The organism is Polaromonas jejuensis NBRC 106434 (assembly GCF_001598235.1).
GTDB lineage: Bacteria > Pseudomonadota > Gammaproteobacteria > Burkholderiales > Burkholderiaceae_C > Polaromonas > Polaromonas jejuensis.
This window is the reverse complement of the sequence record NZ_BCYO01000004.1, coordinates 259,158-275,645: the sequence shown is the minus strand read 5'-3', so window position 1 is coordinate 275,645 and position 16,488 is coordinate 259,158. Positions and strand designations below refer to the sequence as shown.

15 protein-coding genes and 1 pseudogene are annotated in these 16,488 nt (G+C 64.9%); 8 read left to right on the top strand and 8 right to left on the bottom strand.

The annotated features are described in order from the left end of the window. Nucleotides 1–45 precede the first annotated feature (45 nt). Nucleotides 46–837, top strand: a complete 792-nt coding sequence (locus PJE01S_RS07495; protein WP_068832567.1) for a hypothetical protein — start codon at nt 46–48, stop codon at nt 835–837. A gap of 302 nt (nt 838–1,139) precedes the next feature. Here the strand turns inward: PJE01S_RS07495 and PJE01S_RS24395 are convergent, their stop codons facing one another. Continuing rightward, entirely contained in the window at nt 1,140–1,421 is a 282-nt protein-coding gene (locus PJE01S_RS24395; protein ID WP_084389412.1) for a BrnA antitoxin family protein, read from the bottom strand. An 89-nt stretch (nt 1,422–1,510) separates the two neighbouring features. Further along, nucleotides 1,511–1,681, bottom strand: a complete 171-nt coding sequence (locus PJE01S_RS26380; protein WP_422630673.1) for a BrnT family toxin — start codon at nt 1,679–1,681, stop codon at nt 1,511–1,513. A gap of 213 nt (nt 1,682–1,894) precedes the next feature. On the opposite strand from PJE01S_RS26380, the gene PJE01S_RS07485 reads away from it, so the two are divergent. From PJE01S_RS07485 to PJE01S_RS07475, 3 genes are all read left to right on the top strand, one after another. Further along, nucleotides 1,895–3,601 carry a wax ester/triacylglycerol synthase family O-acyltransferase gene (locus PJE01S_RS07485; RefSeq protein ID WP_068832522.1) on the top strand — a complete coding sequence of 569 codons (1,707 nt, stop codon included), beginning with the start codon at nt 1,895–1,897 and terminating at the stop codon, nt 3,599–3,601. Then, nucleotides 3,510–4,370 (top strand): lipase family protein, encoded by an 861-nt coding sequence (locus PJE01S_RS07480; RefSeq protein WP_068832521.1) that lies wholly within the window; start codon nt 3,510–3,512, stop codon nt 4,368–4,370. The genes PJE01S_RS07485 and PJE01S_RS07480 overlap by 92 nt, the downstream gene beginning before the upstream one ends. 84 nt (nt 4,371–4,454) lie before the next feature. Continuing rightward, nucleotides 4,455–5,528 (top strand): DmpA family aminopeptidase, encoded by a 1,074-nt coding sequence (locus PJE01S_RS07475; RefSeq protein ID WP_068832520.1) that lies wholly within the window; start codon nt 4,455–4,457, stop codon nt 5,526–5,528. Nucleotides 5,529–5,824: 296 nt separating this feature from the next. Here PJE01S_RS07475 and PJE01S_RS07470 read toward each other — a convergent pair whose 3' ends face one another. Genes PJE01S_RS07470 through PJE01S_RS07460 form a run of 3 tightly spaced genes read right to left on the bottom strand, consistent with a single transcriptional unit; the run spans nt 5,825 to nt 8,842 of the window. Continuing rightward, the gene (locus tag PJE01S_RS07470) at nt 5,825–6,883 is read right to left on the bottom strand and encodes an MFS transporter (RefSeq protein WP_068832519.1); all 1,059 of its coding nucleotides are present in this window, start codon (nt 6,881–6,883) and stop codon (nt 5,825–5,827) included. 3 nt (nt 6,884–6,886) lie between these two features. Then, nucleotides 6,887–8,020, bottom strand: a complete 1,134-nt coding sequence (locus tag PJE01S_RS07465) for a thiolase family protein (RefSeq protein ID WP_068832518.1) — start codon at nt 8,018–8,020, stop codon at nt 6,887–6,889. Between the two features lie 21 nt (nt 8,021–8,041). Beyond that, nucleotides 8,042–8,842 (bottom strand): SDR family NAD(P)-dependent oxidoreductase, encoded by an 801-nt coding sequence (locus PJE01S_RS07460; protein ID WP_068832517.1) that lies wholly within the window; start codon nt 8,840–8,842, stop codon nt 8,042–8,044. 118 nt (nt 8,843–8,960) lie between these two features. Between PJE01S_RS07460 and PJE01S_RS07455 the strand changes: the two genes are divergently transcribed. Next, on the top strand, nt 8,961–9,905 hold the full coding sequence (locus PJE01S_RS07455; protein ID WP_068832516.1) for a GlxA family transcriptional regulator: 945 nt from the start codon (nt 8,961–8,963) through the stop codon (nt 9,903–9,905). Nucleotides 9,906–9,939: 34 nt separating this feature from the next. On the opposite strand, the gene PJE01S_RS07450 is transcribed toward PJE01S_RS07455, so the two are convergent. Next, nucleotides 9,940–10,836 (bottom strand): AraC family transcriptional regulator, encoded by an 897-nt coding sequence (locus PJE01S_RS07450; protein ID WP_068832515.1) that lies wholly within the window; start codon nt 10,834–10,836, stop codon nt 9,940–9,942. A gap of 111 nt (nt 10,837–10,947) precedes the next feature. On the opposite strand from PJE01S_RS07450, the gene PJE01S_RS07445 reads away from it, so the two are divergent. After that, nucleotides 10,948–11,706 carry an SDR family oxidoreductase gene (locus PJE01S_RS07445; RefSeq protein WP_068832514.1) on the top strand — a complete coding sequence of 253 codons (759 nt, stop codon included), beginning with the start codon at nt 10,948–10,950 and terminating at the stop codon, nt 11,704–11,706. A 207-nt stretch (nt 11,707–11,913) separates the two neighbouring features. Further along, nucleotides 11,914–12,618: a patatin-like phospholipase family protein gene (locus tag PJE01S_RS24390; RefSeq protein ID WP_339374664.1), complete on the top strand. Its 705-nt coding sequence runs from the start codon at nt 11,914–11,916 to the stop codon at nt 12,616–12,618. Here PJE01S_RS24390 and PJE01S_RS07435 read toward each other — a convergent pair. Together PJE01S_RS07435 and ppa are read right to left on the bottom strand one after the other, a co-directional pair. Next, nucleotides 12,566–13,231 (bottom strand): annotated as a pseudogene (locus tag PJE01S_RS07435) (site-specific integrase family protein); the annotation flags it as partial. The gene PJE01S_RS24390 and the pseudogene PJE01S_RS07435 overlap by 53 nt on opposite strands. A 296-nt stretch (nt 13,232–13,527) precedes the next feature. Beyond that, nucleotides 13,528–14,067 (bottom strand): inorganic diphosphatase, encoded by a 540-nt coding sequence (gene ppa, locus PJE01S_RS07430; protein ID WP_068832512.1) that lies wholly within the window; start codon nt 14,065–14,067, stop codon nt 13,528–13,530. Nucleotides 14,068–14,291: 224 nt separating this feature from the next. Here ppa and PJE01S_RS07425 point away from each other — a divergent pair, with 224 nt between their 5' ends. Next, entirely contained in the window at nt 14,292–16,469 is a 2,178-nt protein-coding gene (locus PJE01S_RS07425; RefSeq protein WP_068832511.1) for a sodium-translocating pyrophosphatase, read from the top strand. Nucleotides 16,470–16,488: the final 19 nt, after the last annotated feature.

Here is a 16,488-nt window from a genome sequence, read left to right as displayed (position 1 = left end):
TTGAGCCAGAATGCAGACCCGCAGGCAACATGAATTCAGTTGGCCATGTCTGACTCAAAGCCCCCCACGGAAGCCCTTGCCGAGACAGCGCCGCTGGGCCGCATGCACGCCCGGCGCCTGCGCGAGGTCTACCGCTCCGCCGGGTGGCCCTGCCAGGATTTGCTGGAAATTGAACTGCTGGCCGCCGGCCTGCTGCAGCGCATCGCCGGCCCGACGGGCCATGAAACCCTGCGCGTCACCGATGCGGGCGTGGCCTACCTCGCCGCCACACTGGCGCGCAACCGCTCGGCGCTGTCCAAGCATGAAGCCCTGGTCGAGCGCGTCGCCTGCGAGATGGTGCGCGCCGGCCGCATCACCTGGCGCGGTTTGGGCCTGCGCGCCCAGCTGTCACCGGTGGGCGAAGGCGAACCGGTGCGCTGGTGCATGGTGCGGCCCGACGTGTTTTCCATCCGCAATACCTCGGTGCAGGAATATGTGGACCCCATAGTCCACGAGATCAAGGTGCACCGCTCTGACCTGCTGGGCGACCTGCGCCGCCCGGAAAAGCGCGCCGCCTACCTCGACTTGGGCGGCGAGTGTTGGTATGTGCTGGGCTGCGATGCCAAGGGCCGGCCCATTGGTGTCGCCAAGGAAATCCCGCTGGAGTGTGGCGTGATGGTGATGGAGGGCAGTCGGCTGGTGGTTGCCCGTGCCGCACCACGGCGTTCAAGACAGCAGTTGCCGTTTGGGGTGTGGTTGGCGCTGGCCAAGGCCACGCCTGTGGCGGGGTTGAATGAGGATGAGCAGGGGATGTTGGGCAGTGCTGAGGTCAATGGCAATCAGTTGCTTGGCGACTGAATTTGTAGCCTCCTCTGTTTTCGGGGTGACAGCAACAGCGGAAGCGGAGGATAACAAGCGAAATAAGCGTGCGCTTGCGGCGTCCGAGGCTTCGGCTCGTGCATCTGAAAGGCTGCTGAAGCCTCTCGACAGTCGGCGCGCTGGACCATGTGGGCCGCCATCGCAGCTTTTCTGTCAGTCATCATTCCGGCTATCACTCAATGTGCATCCAGGTAGCTCATTACACGCGTTGGGGCGCCATCAAAAAGTAGAGGCCTTGCAGATATCTGCAAAGCCTTTTACGCATAGAGTGCAGTATTTTTTCAAATACCACCGCTCTTTAGTGCAAGTGCGTCGCGCAGCAGACTGTTAACACGCGTTTGCCAACCTGGCCCGCTGCTTTTGAGCGCGTCCATGACTTCGGCATCCACTCGCATGGTCAGGGCAACTTTGGGGCGTGTAAGCCGTGGGCGTCCCCGCATGGGTCGCAGTTGGGCCAGTTGCTGATCGGTCAGCGGTGGATTGTCCGGATCGCTCAAGGCTGCCGCCGTGATGGAGGCATCTTCTTGAGGTGTTGGCGGTGTGAGCTTAGGGCGCTTGTTCATAACGGCGGTACTCCCGTAAGTTGGCCTTGCGCAGGCTGATCACTCGTCGGCCTTCTGGCCGGTCCGTGAACACCACCACCCACAGCCGATCATCCATGGGGCGCCAGAGCCACTTGCCGAAGCTCGTCATACTCACGGCGATCATCCAGCGACACCAAGGCGTTGTCCCAATCGAGCCGCGCCACTTCTGCGAGGGAGATGCCATGCTTCGCGAGATTCACGGCGTCTTTCGCAGGATCGAACGTGGTGTTCATTGCCATTTATTGTATGTGCATTTAATCTCTTTTGCCAGCGCTGTAAGCAGGTAGCAGGAACTCCCAATCCCAGTTCTCATTTTCGAGGCGAGCGGGGAGCCGGGCGCTGCTCGAACGCCTCACTGCGCCCCATTAAATAACTGCCCATAACTTCTACGGCAAACCCTAGTGCCACAACCCGCCGCGCCCGGTTAAGGTCTCCCCACGGAGACAATAACCATGAAATCCCTCACCGGCCTGGACGCGACCTTTCTCTACCTCGAAACGCCCGAGATGCCCATGCATGTGGGCTCGCTCAACCTGTGTGAGCTGCCGGCCGGCTTCAAGGGCAGCTTTCACAAAGAGGTCACCAAACATATTGCCAAACGCATGCACCTGGCGCCGGTGTTCAGCCGCAAGCTGGTGTTCATGCCGCTGGACCTGGGCCATCCACTGTGGGTGGAGGCCGACTCGGTGGACATCGGCTTTCATATCCGCCGCGCCGATCCGGCCAAAAAAGGCGCGGCCCCCATGACGCTGGCCGAAGTGCACAAGCTGTGCGCACAGCTGCACAGCGAACTGATTGACCGCAACTTCCCGCTCTGGGAGTTCTATATTTTTGACCGCATCAAGTTACCGGACGGCAAGCTGGTGGCGGGCTTTTTCTCGAAAATCCACCACGCCGCGCTGGACGGCAAAGGCGGCGTGATGCTGGCCAACGCCATTCTTGATTTAAGCCCGGTGCCGCGCGAGGTGCCGCCGCCCGACCCAAGCCGGCGCCGCAAGCTAGAGTCCGACCTCAAGCTGGGCAAGATGATTGGCTCGGTGTTTTCCAGCTCGTTCGGCCAGCTGGTCAAGGCGGCCAAATCGCTGCCTGCGGCGGCCAGCACTTTCGGCAGCACGCTGGCCCGGCAGTCCATGGCCAGCTCGGCCACGGGGGTGCGGCCCAAGATGCCGATGAAGCTCGCGCCGCCAACGCCTTTCAACACCGGCATCAGCACGGGCCGGGTGTTTGTGACGGCCACCATTCCGCTGGCCGAGTGCAAGGCCATGGGCAAGGCGGTGGGCGGCTCGTTCAACGACATGGTGCTGTGGATCTGCTCGACCGCCCTGCGCGACTACCTCGCGCAGCACCACAGCCTGCCGAAAAAGTCGCTGGTGGCGGCCATGCCGGTGTCGCTGCGCGAAGCCGGTGCCACCGACGCCAGCAACCTGGGCAACCAGGTGAGCCTGAGCCTGGTGGAGCTGGGCACGCACCTGGCGCACCCGCTCAAGCGCATGAGCGCCATCATGGCATCGACCGCCAAGGTGAAAACGTCGATGCAAAGCCTCAAGGGCCTGCTGCCGACCGACTACCCTTCGCTGCTGGCGCCGTGGCTGGTGGGTGGGGCCGCCAAGCTGGCGCTGAACGCCTATGGCAAAAGCGGCATGGCCAGCCGCCTGCCCAGGGTGGCCAACCTGGCGATTTCCAACGTGCCGGGCCCGCCGGTGCCCCTGTACCTGGCCGGGGCGAAGTTTTTGACCTTTCATCCGCTGTCCATCATCCTCCACGGGCTGGCGCTGAACATCACCATCCAGACCTATGCCGGCCAGGTCGATTTCGGCATCATTGCCGACAGGAAAGCGCTGCCGCAGGCCAAGGACCTGGCCAGGGCGATCGAGGCCGCCTTCCAGGAAGCGCAGGGCTTGATGGCCACAACGTCCCCTGCTGCAACGCCCACCACCCCCAAAAAAACCAGCAAGACGGCGGTCAGCAAAACGGCGAAGTTAGAGAGGCCTCCCTCTGTCAAACGCGGCAAGCGCCCCGATACTGTTTCTGCCCCCACCACGCCAAAAACATTCAGTGCTTCAAGCCATGGCCAGTCCGTCATACAAGCCGCCTCCACGAAACCCATCCCGCGCAAAACAAACCCCAGGCCAGGCTCCAGACAAGCCGTCCCGGCATGACATTCCGCCGCCTGGCGCCTGGCTGCTGGCGCTGGAGCTGCGTGCCTTCGGGGAGTTTGGCGCCCTGCTGCCCGCGTGGCCCCTGCTGGCGCGTGCCCCCAGAGGCGACGGCCATGCGGTGATGGTGTTTCCGGGCCTGTCGGCCAACGACGTGTCGACCGTGCCGCTGCGCTACTACCTGCAGTCGCTCAACTACCAGCCTTGGGGCTGGGAACAGGGCTTTAACTTTGGCCCGCGCACAGGCGTGATCGACGAAGCCAGGAGCAAGCTCATTGACACGTATGAAACCACGGGCCGCAAGGTGAGCCTGATCGGCTGGAGCCTGGGCGGCGTGTACGCGCGCGAGTTGGCCAAGGAGCTGCCGCACATGGTGCGCGGCGTGATCACGCTGGGCACGCCCTTTGCCGGCTCGCACAAATCCACCAACGCATGGCGTATTTACGAACTGGCCAGCGGCCAAAACCTGGAGCGCGAGTCCGCCAACTACGACCTGCCCGCCGCACCGCCCGTGCCGACCACCAGCATTTACTCGCGCACCGACGGCATCGTGGCATGGCAGGCCAGCATCCAGTCGCCCAGCCCAGCCAATCCGCACACCGAGAACATCGAAGTGCGGGCCAGCCATATTGGCTTGGGCGTCAACCCCAGCGCCTTGTGGGCCGTGGCCGACCGGCTGGCGCAGGCTGAAGGCCGTTGGCAGCCCTTTGCGCGGGAAGACAAGGGCCGCCTGCACGGCCTGGTGTACCCGGACCCGGCACGCAAGGTTTAAGGCCGGCGAGGGTGGGCACAGGGCCCGCTATCCGGCACTCGGTGCGGTAAGGTTGCGGGGTTTCCGCCCAGCCAAGGATTGACCATGCCCAACAAACCCCGCGCCCGCGACCTGGGCATCCCCTTTGACGGCACGCCCGGCCCGCTCAACGCGATCACCGACGTGGCCGGCGTCGCCGTGGGCCACACCACGCTGATTGAGGGCAGCGCCGTTCGCACCGGCGTCACCGCCATACTGCCGGCGGGGCAAGAGGGGGCGCATGCCCGGCTGCCGGGCGCCTGCTTCTCGCTCAACGGCAACGGGGAAATGACGGGCTCCCACTGGCTGGAAGAATCCGGCCTGCTGGAAGGCCCGGTGATGCTGACCAACACCCACAGCGTGGGCGTGGTGCGCGATGCCACGGTCGCCTGGCTGCACCAGAATGCCCCGCCGGGCGGCGGCTCGCGCTTTTACCTGCCGGTAGTGGCCGAAACCTATGACGGCGTGCTGAGCGACATCAACGGCCAGCATGTGCGCGCCGAACATGCCCATGCCGCGCTGGACCAGGCCCGCACGGGCCCGGTGGCCGAAGGCTGCGTGGGCGGCGGCACCGGCATGATCACGCACAAGTGGAAGGCCGGCATAGGCACCTCCAGCCGCCAAGTGACGGTGCTGGGCCAGGCCTACACCGTGGGCGTGCTGGTGCAGAGCAATTACGGCGAGAGGCAGCAACTCACCATTGCCGGCGTGCCGGTGGGCCGCGAAATCACGCACTCGCTGCCGGGCGTGCAGGCCAGCAAGGACGGCTCCATCATTGCCTGCATCGCCACCGATGCCCCGCTGCTGCCGCACCAGTGCAAACGGCTGGCGCGCCGCGCTTGCATGGGCCTGGCGCGCGTGGGCAGTGTGGCGATGCATTCCAGCGGTGATATTTTTTTGGCATTTTCGACGCAGCAGCCCGCCGACACGGCCGATGGCCTGTCCGTCTGGCAGGCCCTGCCGCATGGCAGTGCGATCGACCCGCTGTTCCAGGCCACGGTAGAGGCCATGGAAGAAGCCATCGTCAACGCCATGCTCGCCGCCGACACCATGACCGGATTGAATGGCACGGTGGTCCATGCCCTGCCCCATGATGAGTTGCGCGCGGTGCTGGCGCGCCACGGCCGGTTGAAGCGCTAGGCCTGGCAGCACAAAAAAGTTCTGGTGTCAAGTCTTGCGTGCAAACCACGCGAGGCTTGAAACCGTATATGGGACAGTAGGTTAGCTCTTTTCGGGGCCGCGGCGCAGGATTGCGGCTTGGTGGGCTAGGGCCACATAAGAGCGTCGGGAGAGAGAGTCGGATCGCATTGCATCGGGCACGGTGCCCAACTGGAAACCGACTTGCTTTCCTATAGTAGTTCAACTTCGGACGACCGCATGGTTTCACGGAGCGGACAGCTCTCACATGCGGCGTGCGCCAATGATGTTGGCATGTCTTATCTCTGGCGCCGCACCGTCAACGCGGCAAGCGCCAATACCGAGGCAGCCGTCAGCACAAGGCCCAGCGCCATCGCAGGGTTGCGTCCAGCCAGACTGGCCAGCGCCGTCATGCCGCCTGCACAGGCCATCTGCAAAGCACCCAGCAGAGAAGAAGCCAGCCCGGCTTGACGGCTGAACGGCCCCAGCGCCATGGCCGTGCCCAGCGGGTTGACCAGCCCCATGCCCAGCAGGTACAGCACGACCGCCCCGGTGAAGTACGCCAAGCCACTGCCCTCTGCGCCCACCAGCAGGGCCAACGCGCCGACCAGTGCCACCACACAGCCAGCACCCGCCACCCTGGCCGCGCCCCAACGGTGGGCCAGGCGCGGTGCCAGCATGCCTGCAGCGAAGACCACGAATACCGTGCCGGCAAAGAACAGCCCCAGTTGCAGCGCGCTCAGGCCCATGCGCCCCATGAGCACAGCCGGTGTGGCCGCGAAGAAGGCATAGAGGCCGCCAATGATCACGCTCACGGCAAACGCGGGGCTGATGAAGCGGGCATCACGCGCCAAGGCCGCATAGCCGCGCAGTACCTCACCCGGCGTCGTTGCCGCGCGGCGGTCGGACGGATGCGTTTCTCCCACCACGGTCATATAGGCCAACGCCAGTAGCAGGCCCAATAGAGCAACCAGCGCAAAGCTGGCGCACCAGCCGGGCCCGTACTCCATCGCGCTGCCCAGCAGCGGCAGGGTCGGCGCCCAGGCGCACAGGACGCTGCCCGCGATGAACAGCGCCAGCCCGCCGAGCACCGGAGCACGTCGGCCCCAGCGGTCGGACACCGGCCCGACGAACAACTGCCCAACTGCAAAGGCTAGGAAGAAGCCCGACTGCACCCAGCCCACGTCGTCTGTGCTTGCACGCAGATCGGACGCCATGCGCGGCAAGGCCGGCAGGATGATGTTGGTAGAGAGCGCGCCCAGCGCGGCCAGCCCTGCAAGCACGGCCAGCAATGGGCCGCTCAGGCGCAACGGGGTGGGACCGCTTCGCGCGACGGAAAGGGAAGTTGGAGTGTTCATGGTTCAAACCCGCTCCAGCACCGTGGCGATGCCTTGTCCGCCGCCGATGCACTGCGTGGCCAGCGCGTAGCGCCCCTGCTGTCGCGCCAGCAGGGCTGCGGCCTTGCCCGTGATACGCGCTCCGGTGGCACCCAGCGGATGGCCGATGGCCAGGCCCCCGCCATCGATGTTCACGGTGGCCATGTCGAGACCCAGGTCGCGGATGCAGGCCAACGCCTGCGAAGAGAATGCTTCGTTGATCTCCACCACGTCCAGATCGGCCACCGCGAGGCCGGCCCGCGCCAGCGCCTTGCGCGTGGCCGGGATCGGGCCGATGCCCATGATGGCTGGGTCTACCCCCACGGTCGCAAAGCTGCGGATGCGCGCCAGCGCCTGCAGGCCGTGGCGCGCGGCAAAATCGTCGCGAACGACCAGCACCGCCGCCGCGCCATCGGTCAGCGGTGACGAAGTTCCCGCCGTGACCGTGCCATCGGGACGGAAGGCAGGCTTCAGGCTGGCGAGCGCCTCCAGCGTGGTGCCGGGGCGGATGCAGCCATCGGCATCGACCACCTCGCCATCCGCCAGGCGGATGGGCACGATCTCCCCGGCCAAGCGCCCCTGTTCACGGGCAGCAGCGGCCTTCTGGTGGGACTGCAGCGCGAGCAGTTCCTGGTCGGCACGGTTCACGCCCCAGCGCTGTGCCACGTTCTCCGCTGTCTCGCCCATGGAGATGTAGGCATCGGTGTTCACCTGCAGCTCGGGATTGGGCGAGAAGTTGAAGCCGCCCTGCGGCACCATCGTCATCGACTCCACCCCCACGCACAGGAAGGCCTCGCCCATGCCCGCCTCGATCTGCGCTGCCGCAATGTGCACCGCCTGCATCGACGAGCCGCAGAAGCGGTTCACTGTCATGCCGCCCACGGCCTCGGGCAGGCCGGCCAGCAGCCCCACGATGCGAGCCAGGTTGTTGCCCTGCGCGGCCTCGGGGTAAGCGCAGCCGAGGATCACGTCCTCCAGCAGCGCCGGATCCAGGTCGGTGCGCCGCAGCAGGCCTTGCACGACCTGGGCGGCAAGCGTGTCGGGACGCACTTCGGCCAGGCGGCCCTTGCGGGCGAAGTGGAATGGCGAGCGCGCATAGGCGGCAATAACGGCTTTCATGGTGTTGGCTCCTTGCAGTGATCAGTGCACCACCGCATAGCGCGGCGCGACGGTATTGCTGGACAGATGGCCCGCCATGGCCTGGCGCGCGGCCTCATAGGTGTCCCACTTCTCCCCCGCATGCAGCGAGGGGATGGTGACCTTCTCGCCGCGCTCGAAACCCAACAGCGCGGCATCGACCAAATCTTCGGTGCGCATGACGATGCCCGGATCCAGGTGCTCGACCGGCAAGCCGCCAATGGCCCAGAAGTCGGTGGCCGTGGCGCCGGGCAGCACGGCCTGCACCTGCACGCCCGTGCCAGCCAGCTCTTTCTGAAGCGACTGGCTGAACGCCAGCACAAAGGCCTTGCTGCCGCCGTACACCCCATTCAGGGTTTCCGGTGCAATGGCGACGATGGATGCGATGTTGATGATCGCCCCCTTGCCGCGCGCCACGAAGCCCGGCACGGCGGCATAGGCCAGCCGCATCGGCGCGGTGACGTTCAGCTCGACCATGCGGGTCATCTGCTCCACGTCGCTTTGCAGCAACGGCGTGTGCGTGCCGATGCCCGCGTTGTTCACCAGCAGGGTGATGCTGGCGTCCTGGCGCAGCTTGGTCTCTACCTGCGCCAATGCGGCGCGGTCATTCAGGTCGGCGGGTAGCACCTCCACCGCGCGGCCGGTGCGGGTGCTGATGCTGCTCGCCAGCGCGTTCAGCCGCTCGCGGTTGCGGGCGACCAGGATCAGGTCGTAGCCGCGCTGCGCGAGCCGCTGCGCATACAACGCACCGATGCCGCTGGAGGCGCCGGTGACGAGGGCGGTGCCGAGATGTGTTTGTGCCATGGTGAAACTCCTTGAGTGATGAATGTGTGGAAGGGACAGGTGAATGGTGCGCTCGCCAGCAAATGGCGTAAATGACGTATATAGTCATGAATAATGACATTGAAAAAGGACGCATTCCATGCACCGCATCGGCTACCTGCTCCCCGAAGGCTTCCAGGTCATGGGACTGGGCACCCAGGCTGTTTTCGAGTTCGCCAACCTGGTGGCGGGCGAGCCCTTCTATGCCGTGGAGAACTACGCCCTGGGTGGCGCGGTGCGTGCCTCGGCCGGCCTGGCGCTTCAGGCCCGCGCACTCACGGCGCGCAGCCATGCCGATACCTGGCTGGTGGCCGGCGTCATCTCGCCGCTATCGACGCCCATGGCGCCCGAGTTGCCCCGGTTGCTGGGGAAGGTTGCTGCGCGCGCACGGCGCATCGCGGGTCTGTGCACCGGCGCTTTCGTGCTGGCCGACGCGAGCCTGCTCGATGGGCGGCGTGCGACGACGCACTGGTATTGGGCCGAGGCTTTGCAGCAACGCCACCCCCGCGTGCAGGTCGAGGCCGACCGCATCTACATCGCCGATGGGCCGGTGTGGACTTCCGCGGGCATGACGGCGGAGCTGGATCTGGCGCTGGCGCTGGTGGAGAAAGACCTGGGCGCCGACATCGCGCGCTCCGTGGCGCACCGCCTGGTCATGCACCAGCGCCGCTCGGGCGGGCAGTCGCAGCATTCCGAGATGCTCAGGCTCGCGCCCAAGTCCGACCGCATCCAGCAGGCGCTGGAACATGCGCGGCGCAACCTCGCGCAGCCGCTGAGCGTGGAAGAACTGGCCGAGGCCGCCAGCCTGAGCCCGCGCCAGTTCAGCCGCGTGTTCACGGCCGAGACCGGCCAGTCACCCGCCAAGGCCGTGGAGGGGCTGCGGCTCGAAGCGGCGCGGCTGATGATCGAGAGCAGCCGGCATCCGCTGGAGGTGGTGGCGCGGGAGACGGGTTTCCGTGACCGGCGCCACCTGCGCGAGGCCTTCCTGCGCGGCTTCGGCATGCCGCCGCAGGCCGTGCGGCGCGAGGCCCGGGTAGCGTCGTGAGTGGCTTGCCAGACCGGGGCTTATCGAGCGTGGCCTAGTCCGAGCGGGCATACCGGCTTGGCGACTGCCCCACGCGCCGGCTGAACGCCACACTGAAAGTGCTCGCAGACCCGTACCCGACGCGCTCGGCGACCTCGGCAACGGGAAGAGCCTCGTGGCGAAGGAGCTGCTTGGCGATCTCCATGCGCCACCCCAGCAGGTACTCCATCGGCGCAACGCCGACCATGCGCGTGAAGCGGTCATAGAACGCCGAACGGGACAACGCAGCCACAGCGGCCAGATCCCCGACCGTCCATGCTCGATCTATATGGGCATGCATTTGCTTGAGAGCCAACGCTAAGCGCTCGTCGCCCAGACCGCGCAGCAGCCCCGGCGGTGTACTGCCGGCTGCTGCAGAGCGCATCGCTTCGATGAGCAGCATGCCGGCCAGCCGCGAGAGCATGTATTCGCTGCCCGGCTTCTGATCCTCGTACTCTTCGCCGACCATCTGCACCAGTTGCGCCAGGCGTGCTGAACCCTGCACATGAACCATGCGCGGCAGCCAGGACACGAGGAACCCGGGATCGGCGCGGTCGAACATGAACGCACCGCCCAGCGACCGCATGTCGGGCTCCCCGTTGGGCTCCCCATGGCGCCGCTCGCCTTGGCCTCCAGGCACCAGCTTCGGGTCGATGAAAACGGGGGGCGCGGGAGCAAAGCTGGAGAGGGTGAAGCCCGGCGTCGTCGGCAGCAGCACGAAGTCGCCCGCGCTGATGGCGATCGGCTCCTGCCCATCGACCGCAAGCAGGCAACTGCCCTCCAGCACGATGCAAAAGCCAGGGTGGCCGTACTCGGAATAGCGCACGGCCCAGTTGCCCTTGCCGCTGATGATGTTGGCAAGGACGGCGCGCGGCTGCAGGAGCCGGACAACTTCAGTGAGCGGATCACTCATGGCGGCGTTATGGACGATTGCTAAAAATATCAGGACGCTTCAGCGTAGATCATCCGTCCATCGTGCCATATCGTTCACTCCACCTCAACCAACCCCTATGGAGTGAACGACATGAAGACTGTACTGATCACCGGCTGCTCGTCCGGCTATGGCCTGGAATCCGCGCGCTACTTCCATGCGCAAGGCTGGAACGTCATCGCCACCATGCGCCAGCCGCGGGAAGGACTTCTGCCCGCCGGAGACAGGATGCGGCTCATGGCGCTCGACGTGACCCGACCCGAGAGCATCACCGCAGCGATCCAGGCCGCCGGCCCCATCGACGTGCTGGTCAACAACGCCGGCATCGGTGTCGTCGGCGCCTTCGAAGCCACGCCCATGGTCACCGCCCGTGAGGTGTTCGACACCAACACGTTCGGCGTCATGGCGATGATGCAGGCGGTGATTCCCCAATTCCGCGAACGCAAGGCCGGCGTGATCGTGAACGTGACTTCCAGCGTGACGCTCGCCGCCATGCCGCTGGCCGGCGTGTACACGGCCAGCAAGGCCGCCATCGAGGGGCTGACCGGCTCGGTGGCGTTCGAGTTGTCGGCCTTCAACGTCCGCATCAAATTGGTCGAGCCTGGTTACGGCCCCACGACCCGCTTCACCGAGAACGGTGGAGCCCGCATGCAGGGCCTGATTCCAGAGGCTTACATCTCCTTCGCGCAGCCCATCTTCGAGGCGTTTGCCAAGCCAGCGGCCACGACGAAAGAAATCGACGTGGCCGAAGTGGTGTGGCGGGCCGCGAACGACTCCTCACCGCGCCTGCGCTTTGCGGCGGGCCCGGACGCGGTGGCTCTTGCGAAAGCCCATCGGAGCGAATCCGCCTGACGCGCACGCGAAGGCACGGAACTGGGTCAACTCCAGTTCCACTTTCTGGATAACGCCAATCCAGTCGGAGTCTCTACGCCAGCGTTCATTCGGAGCTCCTCCATTCCCTTTCATGGAGTGCTGCAATCCGCCAGCAACGGCTACTGAAGGCAATGGCCCACTCGTAGCCTAAAGCCATAGGGCATCGCGCCCTGGAAGGAGTGGATCATGCGGATATCCTCCGAATCACCTCTAGGCTTCATGCCAACCTGGCCACACCCGAATCGGGGCTCCGGCTCGGTCGGCTTGCTGCTTACCGGTGGCGGCGCGCGAGCCGCCTACCAAGCGGGTGTGCTACAGGCCATCGCCGAGCTTCGCCAGACAGCGGGTGAACAGGCCACGTCCAGCCCCTTTTCCATCATCACCGGCACCTCCGCTGGCGCGATCAATGCGGCAGCTCTTGCCTCCCATGCCGATGATTTCAGTCATGCGGTCAAGGTCTTGACCAATGTCTGGGCCCATATACAGCCGCAGCAGGTCTACCGCTCCGCCGCACTGCCTGCAGAGGCCCAAGGCTGGCGCATGCTGTTCGGCCTGGCCCAGTTGCTCAACCGCTGGCGCAGGCAGCAACCCCGCTCATTGCTGGACAATGCGCCGCTGGCCGAGCTGTTGCAGCGCGTGGTACCGCTTCAGCGCCTGCCCATGCTGATGGCAACAGGCCAGTTGCAGGCTCTGGCCGTGAGCGCCTCCAACTACAACAGCTCCGGCGAGCACTACACCTTCTACCAGCTGGCACGGCGGGTTGCGCCATGGCTGCCCTCCCAGCGCATCGCGGTGCCGGGGGCCATCACGCATGCCCACCTGCTGGCGTCGTCTGCCATTCCACCTCCAGCTTCTCCAGGTGACGGAAGATCAGCGCCAGCTCGTCCATGATGAGCCGGGTTTCCTTGCCCGGCGGGTACATGGGGACGTGGCGGCACGGATTGGTGCCGTCCGGGCGGTAACCCCACACTTCGGCCAAGTTGAACATCTTGCGCAACACACCGAAAGTGCGGTTTGCCTCGGCTGGCTTGTAGGCCAGCTTCTCCGTCAGCCCGGCAATGTCGGGCCTCTTCACGTCCTGCACCTTCTTGCGGCCCAGCAACGGGACGATGCAGCGGTCGATGACGGCTTGGTAGCCGCGCTGCGTGCTGGGCTTGTTGCGCTTCTTGGAGTAGTCCTCCATGAACTTCTTGCACAGCGCCTCCGCCGTGGGCGCATTGCGCGCCTCGGCCTTGGCCCCGCCGGGATCGTCGCCCCGGCGCACCTCGGCCAGCCAGTCCTGTGCCATGACGCGGGCTTGTTCGACGGTCAATTCCCAGAACAAGCCCAAGGCGGGCTTGCGGCGCTCGCCCGCGTTCGTGCGGTACTGGAGCATGAACACCCGGCGACCCGCCGGGGTAATCTTGCACAGGAAGCCGGGCACCACGGTGTCCCGCAGTTCGACGTCATGCGCCTGGGGTTGTGCCGCCTCCACGGCGGTTTTGGTGAGCTTGATCTTGGCCATGATGACTCCTCGGAACGACCCGGTTTCCAAGAGCCACATAGGGGCCGCGAGAGCGGAAGCCGGGTCAGGTTTCGGAAAGCACCGGCATATGATGGACGCGCGTAAGTTATTGATAAACCTGCTGTATCTAGCTACGGCGCAGTCCAGCGAAATGCCAGGCTGGAGTCATCGTGAAACAAAAAAACGCCTGCCGTTTTCAGCGGCAGGCGTTTTTTTTCGAGCGATTTCGCTCTGTTTTTGATAGCTTCTTGCGCCCGCGCTGTATGGGCGGGAGGCCAAAAGAGCTTAAAACAGGCTCAGGCCTTGTTGGCCTTGGCGTAATTGGCGATGCCGTCGGTGATTTCCTTCTTGGCCGACTCCGGGCCTTCCCAGCCCAGCACCTTGACCCATTTGCCTTCTTCCAGGTCCTTGTAGTGCTCAAAGAAATGCGCGATGGTTTTCAGGCGCAGCGGATTCATGTCTTCGGGTTTTTGCCACTGGGTGTACAGCGAGCATTTCTTGTCGATGGGCACGGCCAGCACCTTGCCGTCTTCGCCGGCTTCGTCTTCCATTTTCAGGATGCCGATGGCGCGGCAGGTCACCACCACGCCGGGAATCAGGGGCACGGGGGTGATCACCAGCACGTCCACCGGGTCGCCGTCGCCGCTGATGGTCTTGGGCACATAGCCGTAGTTGGTTGGGTAGTGCATGGCCGTGCTCATGAAACGGTCCACAAAAATCGCACCGGACTCCTTGTCCACTTCGTATTTCACCGGGTCGGCGTTCATCGGGATTTCGATGATCACGTTGAACGATTCGGGGACGTTTTTACCGGGGGAAACTTTTTCGAGGGACATGGTCGCTTTGAAGTGTTGGAAAGGGTTAACAGAAGACGGTCGGTATTTACCCTCATTTTACTGATTCGTACCTGACACGTCGCCAAGTTGTCATGTTTTGGCCTTAAATTTCGAGAGTTGGCCAATCGTCTCCACGACATGTTGGGAGCAGCGAGGAAGCAACGCAGCGGGGGCACCGCTCGCGTGGCGCCCCCTCCAAGCGAAAAACAACGTAGGAGGTTTCTATGACAGGCAACTCGGCGCTCATTCTTGCGCTAGTGTGTGGACTTATCGCCGTGGTTTACGGCATTTGGGCACGCGGATGGATTCTTTCCCAGGACGCAGGCAACGCGCGCATGCAGGAAATTGCTGCCGCCATCCAGACCGGCGCCGCGGCCTATCTGGCACGGCAGTACAAAACCATTGCCCTTGCCGGCGTCGTCCTTGCGGTACTGATCGGTTTCTTTCTTGACCGTAAAACCGCCATCGGCTTTGCCGTCGGGGCGCTGTTGTCGGGCACCTGCGGCTTTATCGGCATGAACGTCTCGGTGCGCGCCAATGTGCGCACCGCACAGGCCGCCACGCGCGGCATCGGCCCCGCATTGGACGTCGCCTTCCGTGGCGGCGCCATCACCGGCATGCTGGTGGTGGGCCTGGGCCTCTTGGGCGTGACGGGCTTTTTCTGGTTCCTGGTGGGCAACGGCAACTACACGCCCGACAAAAACCTCACCACCCTGCTCAACCCGCTGATCGGCTTTGCCTTTGGCGCCTCGCTGATTTCCATCTTCGCCCGTCTGGGCGGCGGCATTTTCACCAAGGGTGCCGACGTCGGTGCCGACCTGGTGGGCAAGGTCGAAGCCGGCATTCCTGAGGATGATCCGCGCAACCCGGCCGTGATTGCCGACAACGTGGGCGACAACGTCGGTGACTGCGCCGGCATGGCGGCCGACCTGTTTGAAACCTATGCGGTGACGCTGATTGCCACCATGGTGCTGGGCGCCCTGCTGGTGGCCGCGGCTCCGGTCAACGCCGTGCTGTACCCGCTGGCCTTGGGCGCGGTGTCCATCGTTGCCTCCATCATTGGCTGCTTTTTCGTGAAAGCCTCGCCCGGCATGAAAAACGTGATGCCGGCCTTGTACAAGGGCCTGGCGATTGCCGGCGTGCTGTCGCTGATCGCTTTTTACTTCGTCACGATGTGGCTGATCCCTGACAACGCGATTGCCTCCAGTGGCAGCCAGCTCAGGCTGTTCGGCGCCTGCGCCGTGGGCCTGCTGCTGACCGGCGCGCTGGTCTGGATCACCGAGTTCTACACCGGCACGCAGTACTCGCCGGTACGCCACATCGCACAGGCCTCCACCACCGGCCATGGCACCAACATCATTGCCGGCCTGGGCGTGTCCATGCGTTCCACCGCCTGGCCGGTGCTCTGCGTCTGCATCGCCATCATGACGGCCTATTCGCTGGCCGGCCTGTACGGCATTGCCACAGCCGCCACCGCCATGCTGAGCATGGCCGGTATTGTGGTGGCGCTCGACGCCTACGGCCCCATCACCGACAACGCCGGCGGTATTGCCGAAATGGCCGACATGCCGCCCGAGGTGCGCGCAGTGACCGACCCGCTCGACGCGGTGGGCAACACCACCAAGGCCGTGACCAAGGGCTATGCGATCGGCTCCGCCGGCCTGGCCGCGCTGGTACTGTTTGCCGACTACACCCACAAGCTGGAGAGCTTTGGGAATTCCATCAGCTTTGACCTGAGCGACCCGCTGGTGATCATCGGCCTCTTTATCGGCGGCCTGGTTCCCTACCTGTTCGGCGCCATGGCCATGGAAGCCGTGGGCCGCGCCGCCGGCTCGGTGGTGGTGGAAGTGCGCCGCCAGTTCAAGGAGATCAAGGGCATCATGGAAGGCACAGCCAAGCCCGAGTACGGCCGCGCCGTCGACATGCTGACCACCGCGGCCATCAAGGAGATGGTCATTCCCTCGCTGCTGCCCGTGGTCGTACCGATTCTGGTCGGCCTGCTGCTGGGCCCCAAGGCGCTGGGCGGCTTGCTGATGGGCACCATCGTGACCGGCCTCTTCGTGGCGATTTCGATGTGCACCGGCGGCGGCGCCTGGGACAACGCCAAGAAGTACATTGAAGACGGCAACCACGGCGGCAAGGGCTCGGAGGCGCACAAGGCCGCCGTGACCGGCGACACCGTGGGCGACCCCTACAAAGACACCGCCGGCCCGGCCGTGAACCCGCTGATCAAGATCATCAACATCGTGGCGCTGCTGATCGTGCCGCTGATGATGAAGGTCCACGGTGGAACGGCCCACGCCGCACCGGTAACACCGATGGTGGCGCCCGCTGCCGTAACGGCACCTGCCCCTACCGACGCGCCTGGGGTGGCTGCACCGGTGGCACCAGCGTCCAAATAAAAGAGCCCTGCTTCGTCAA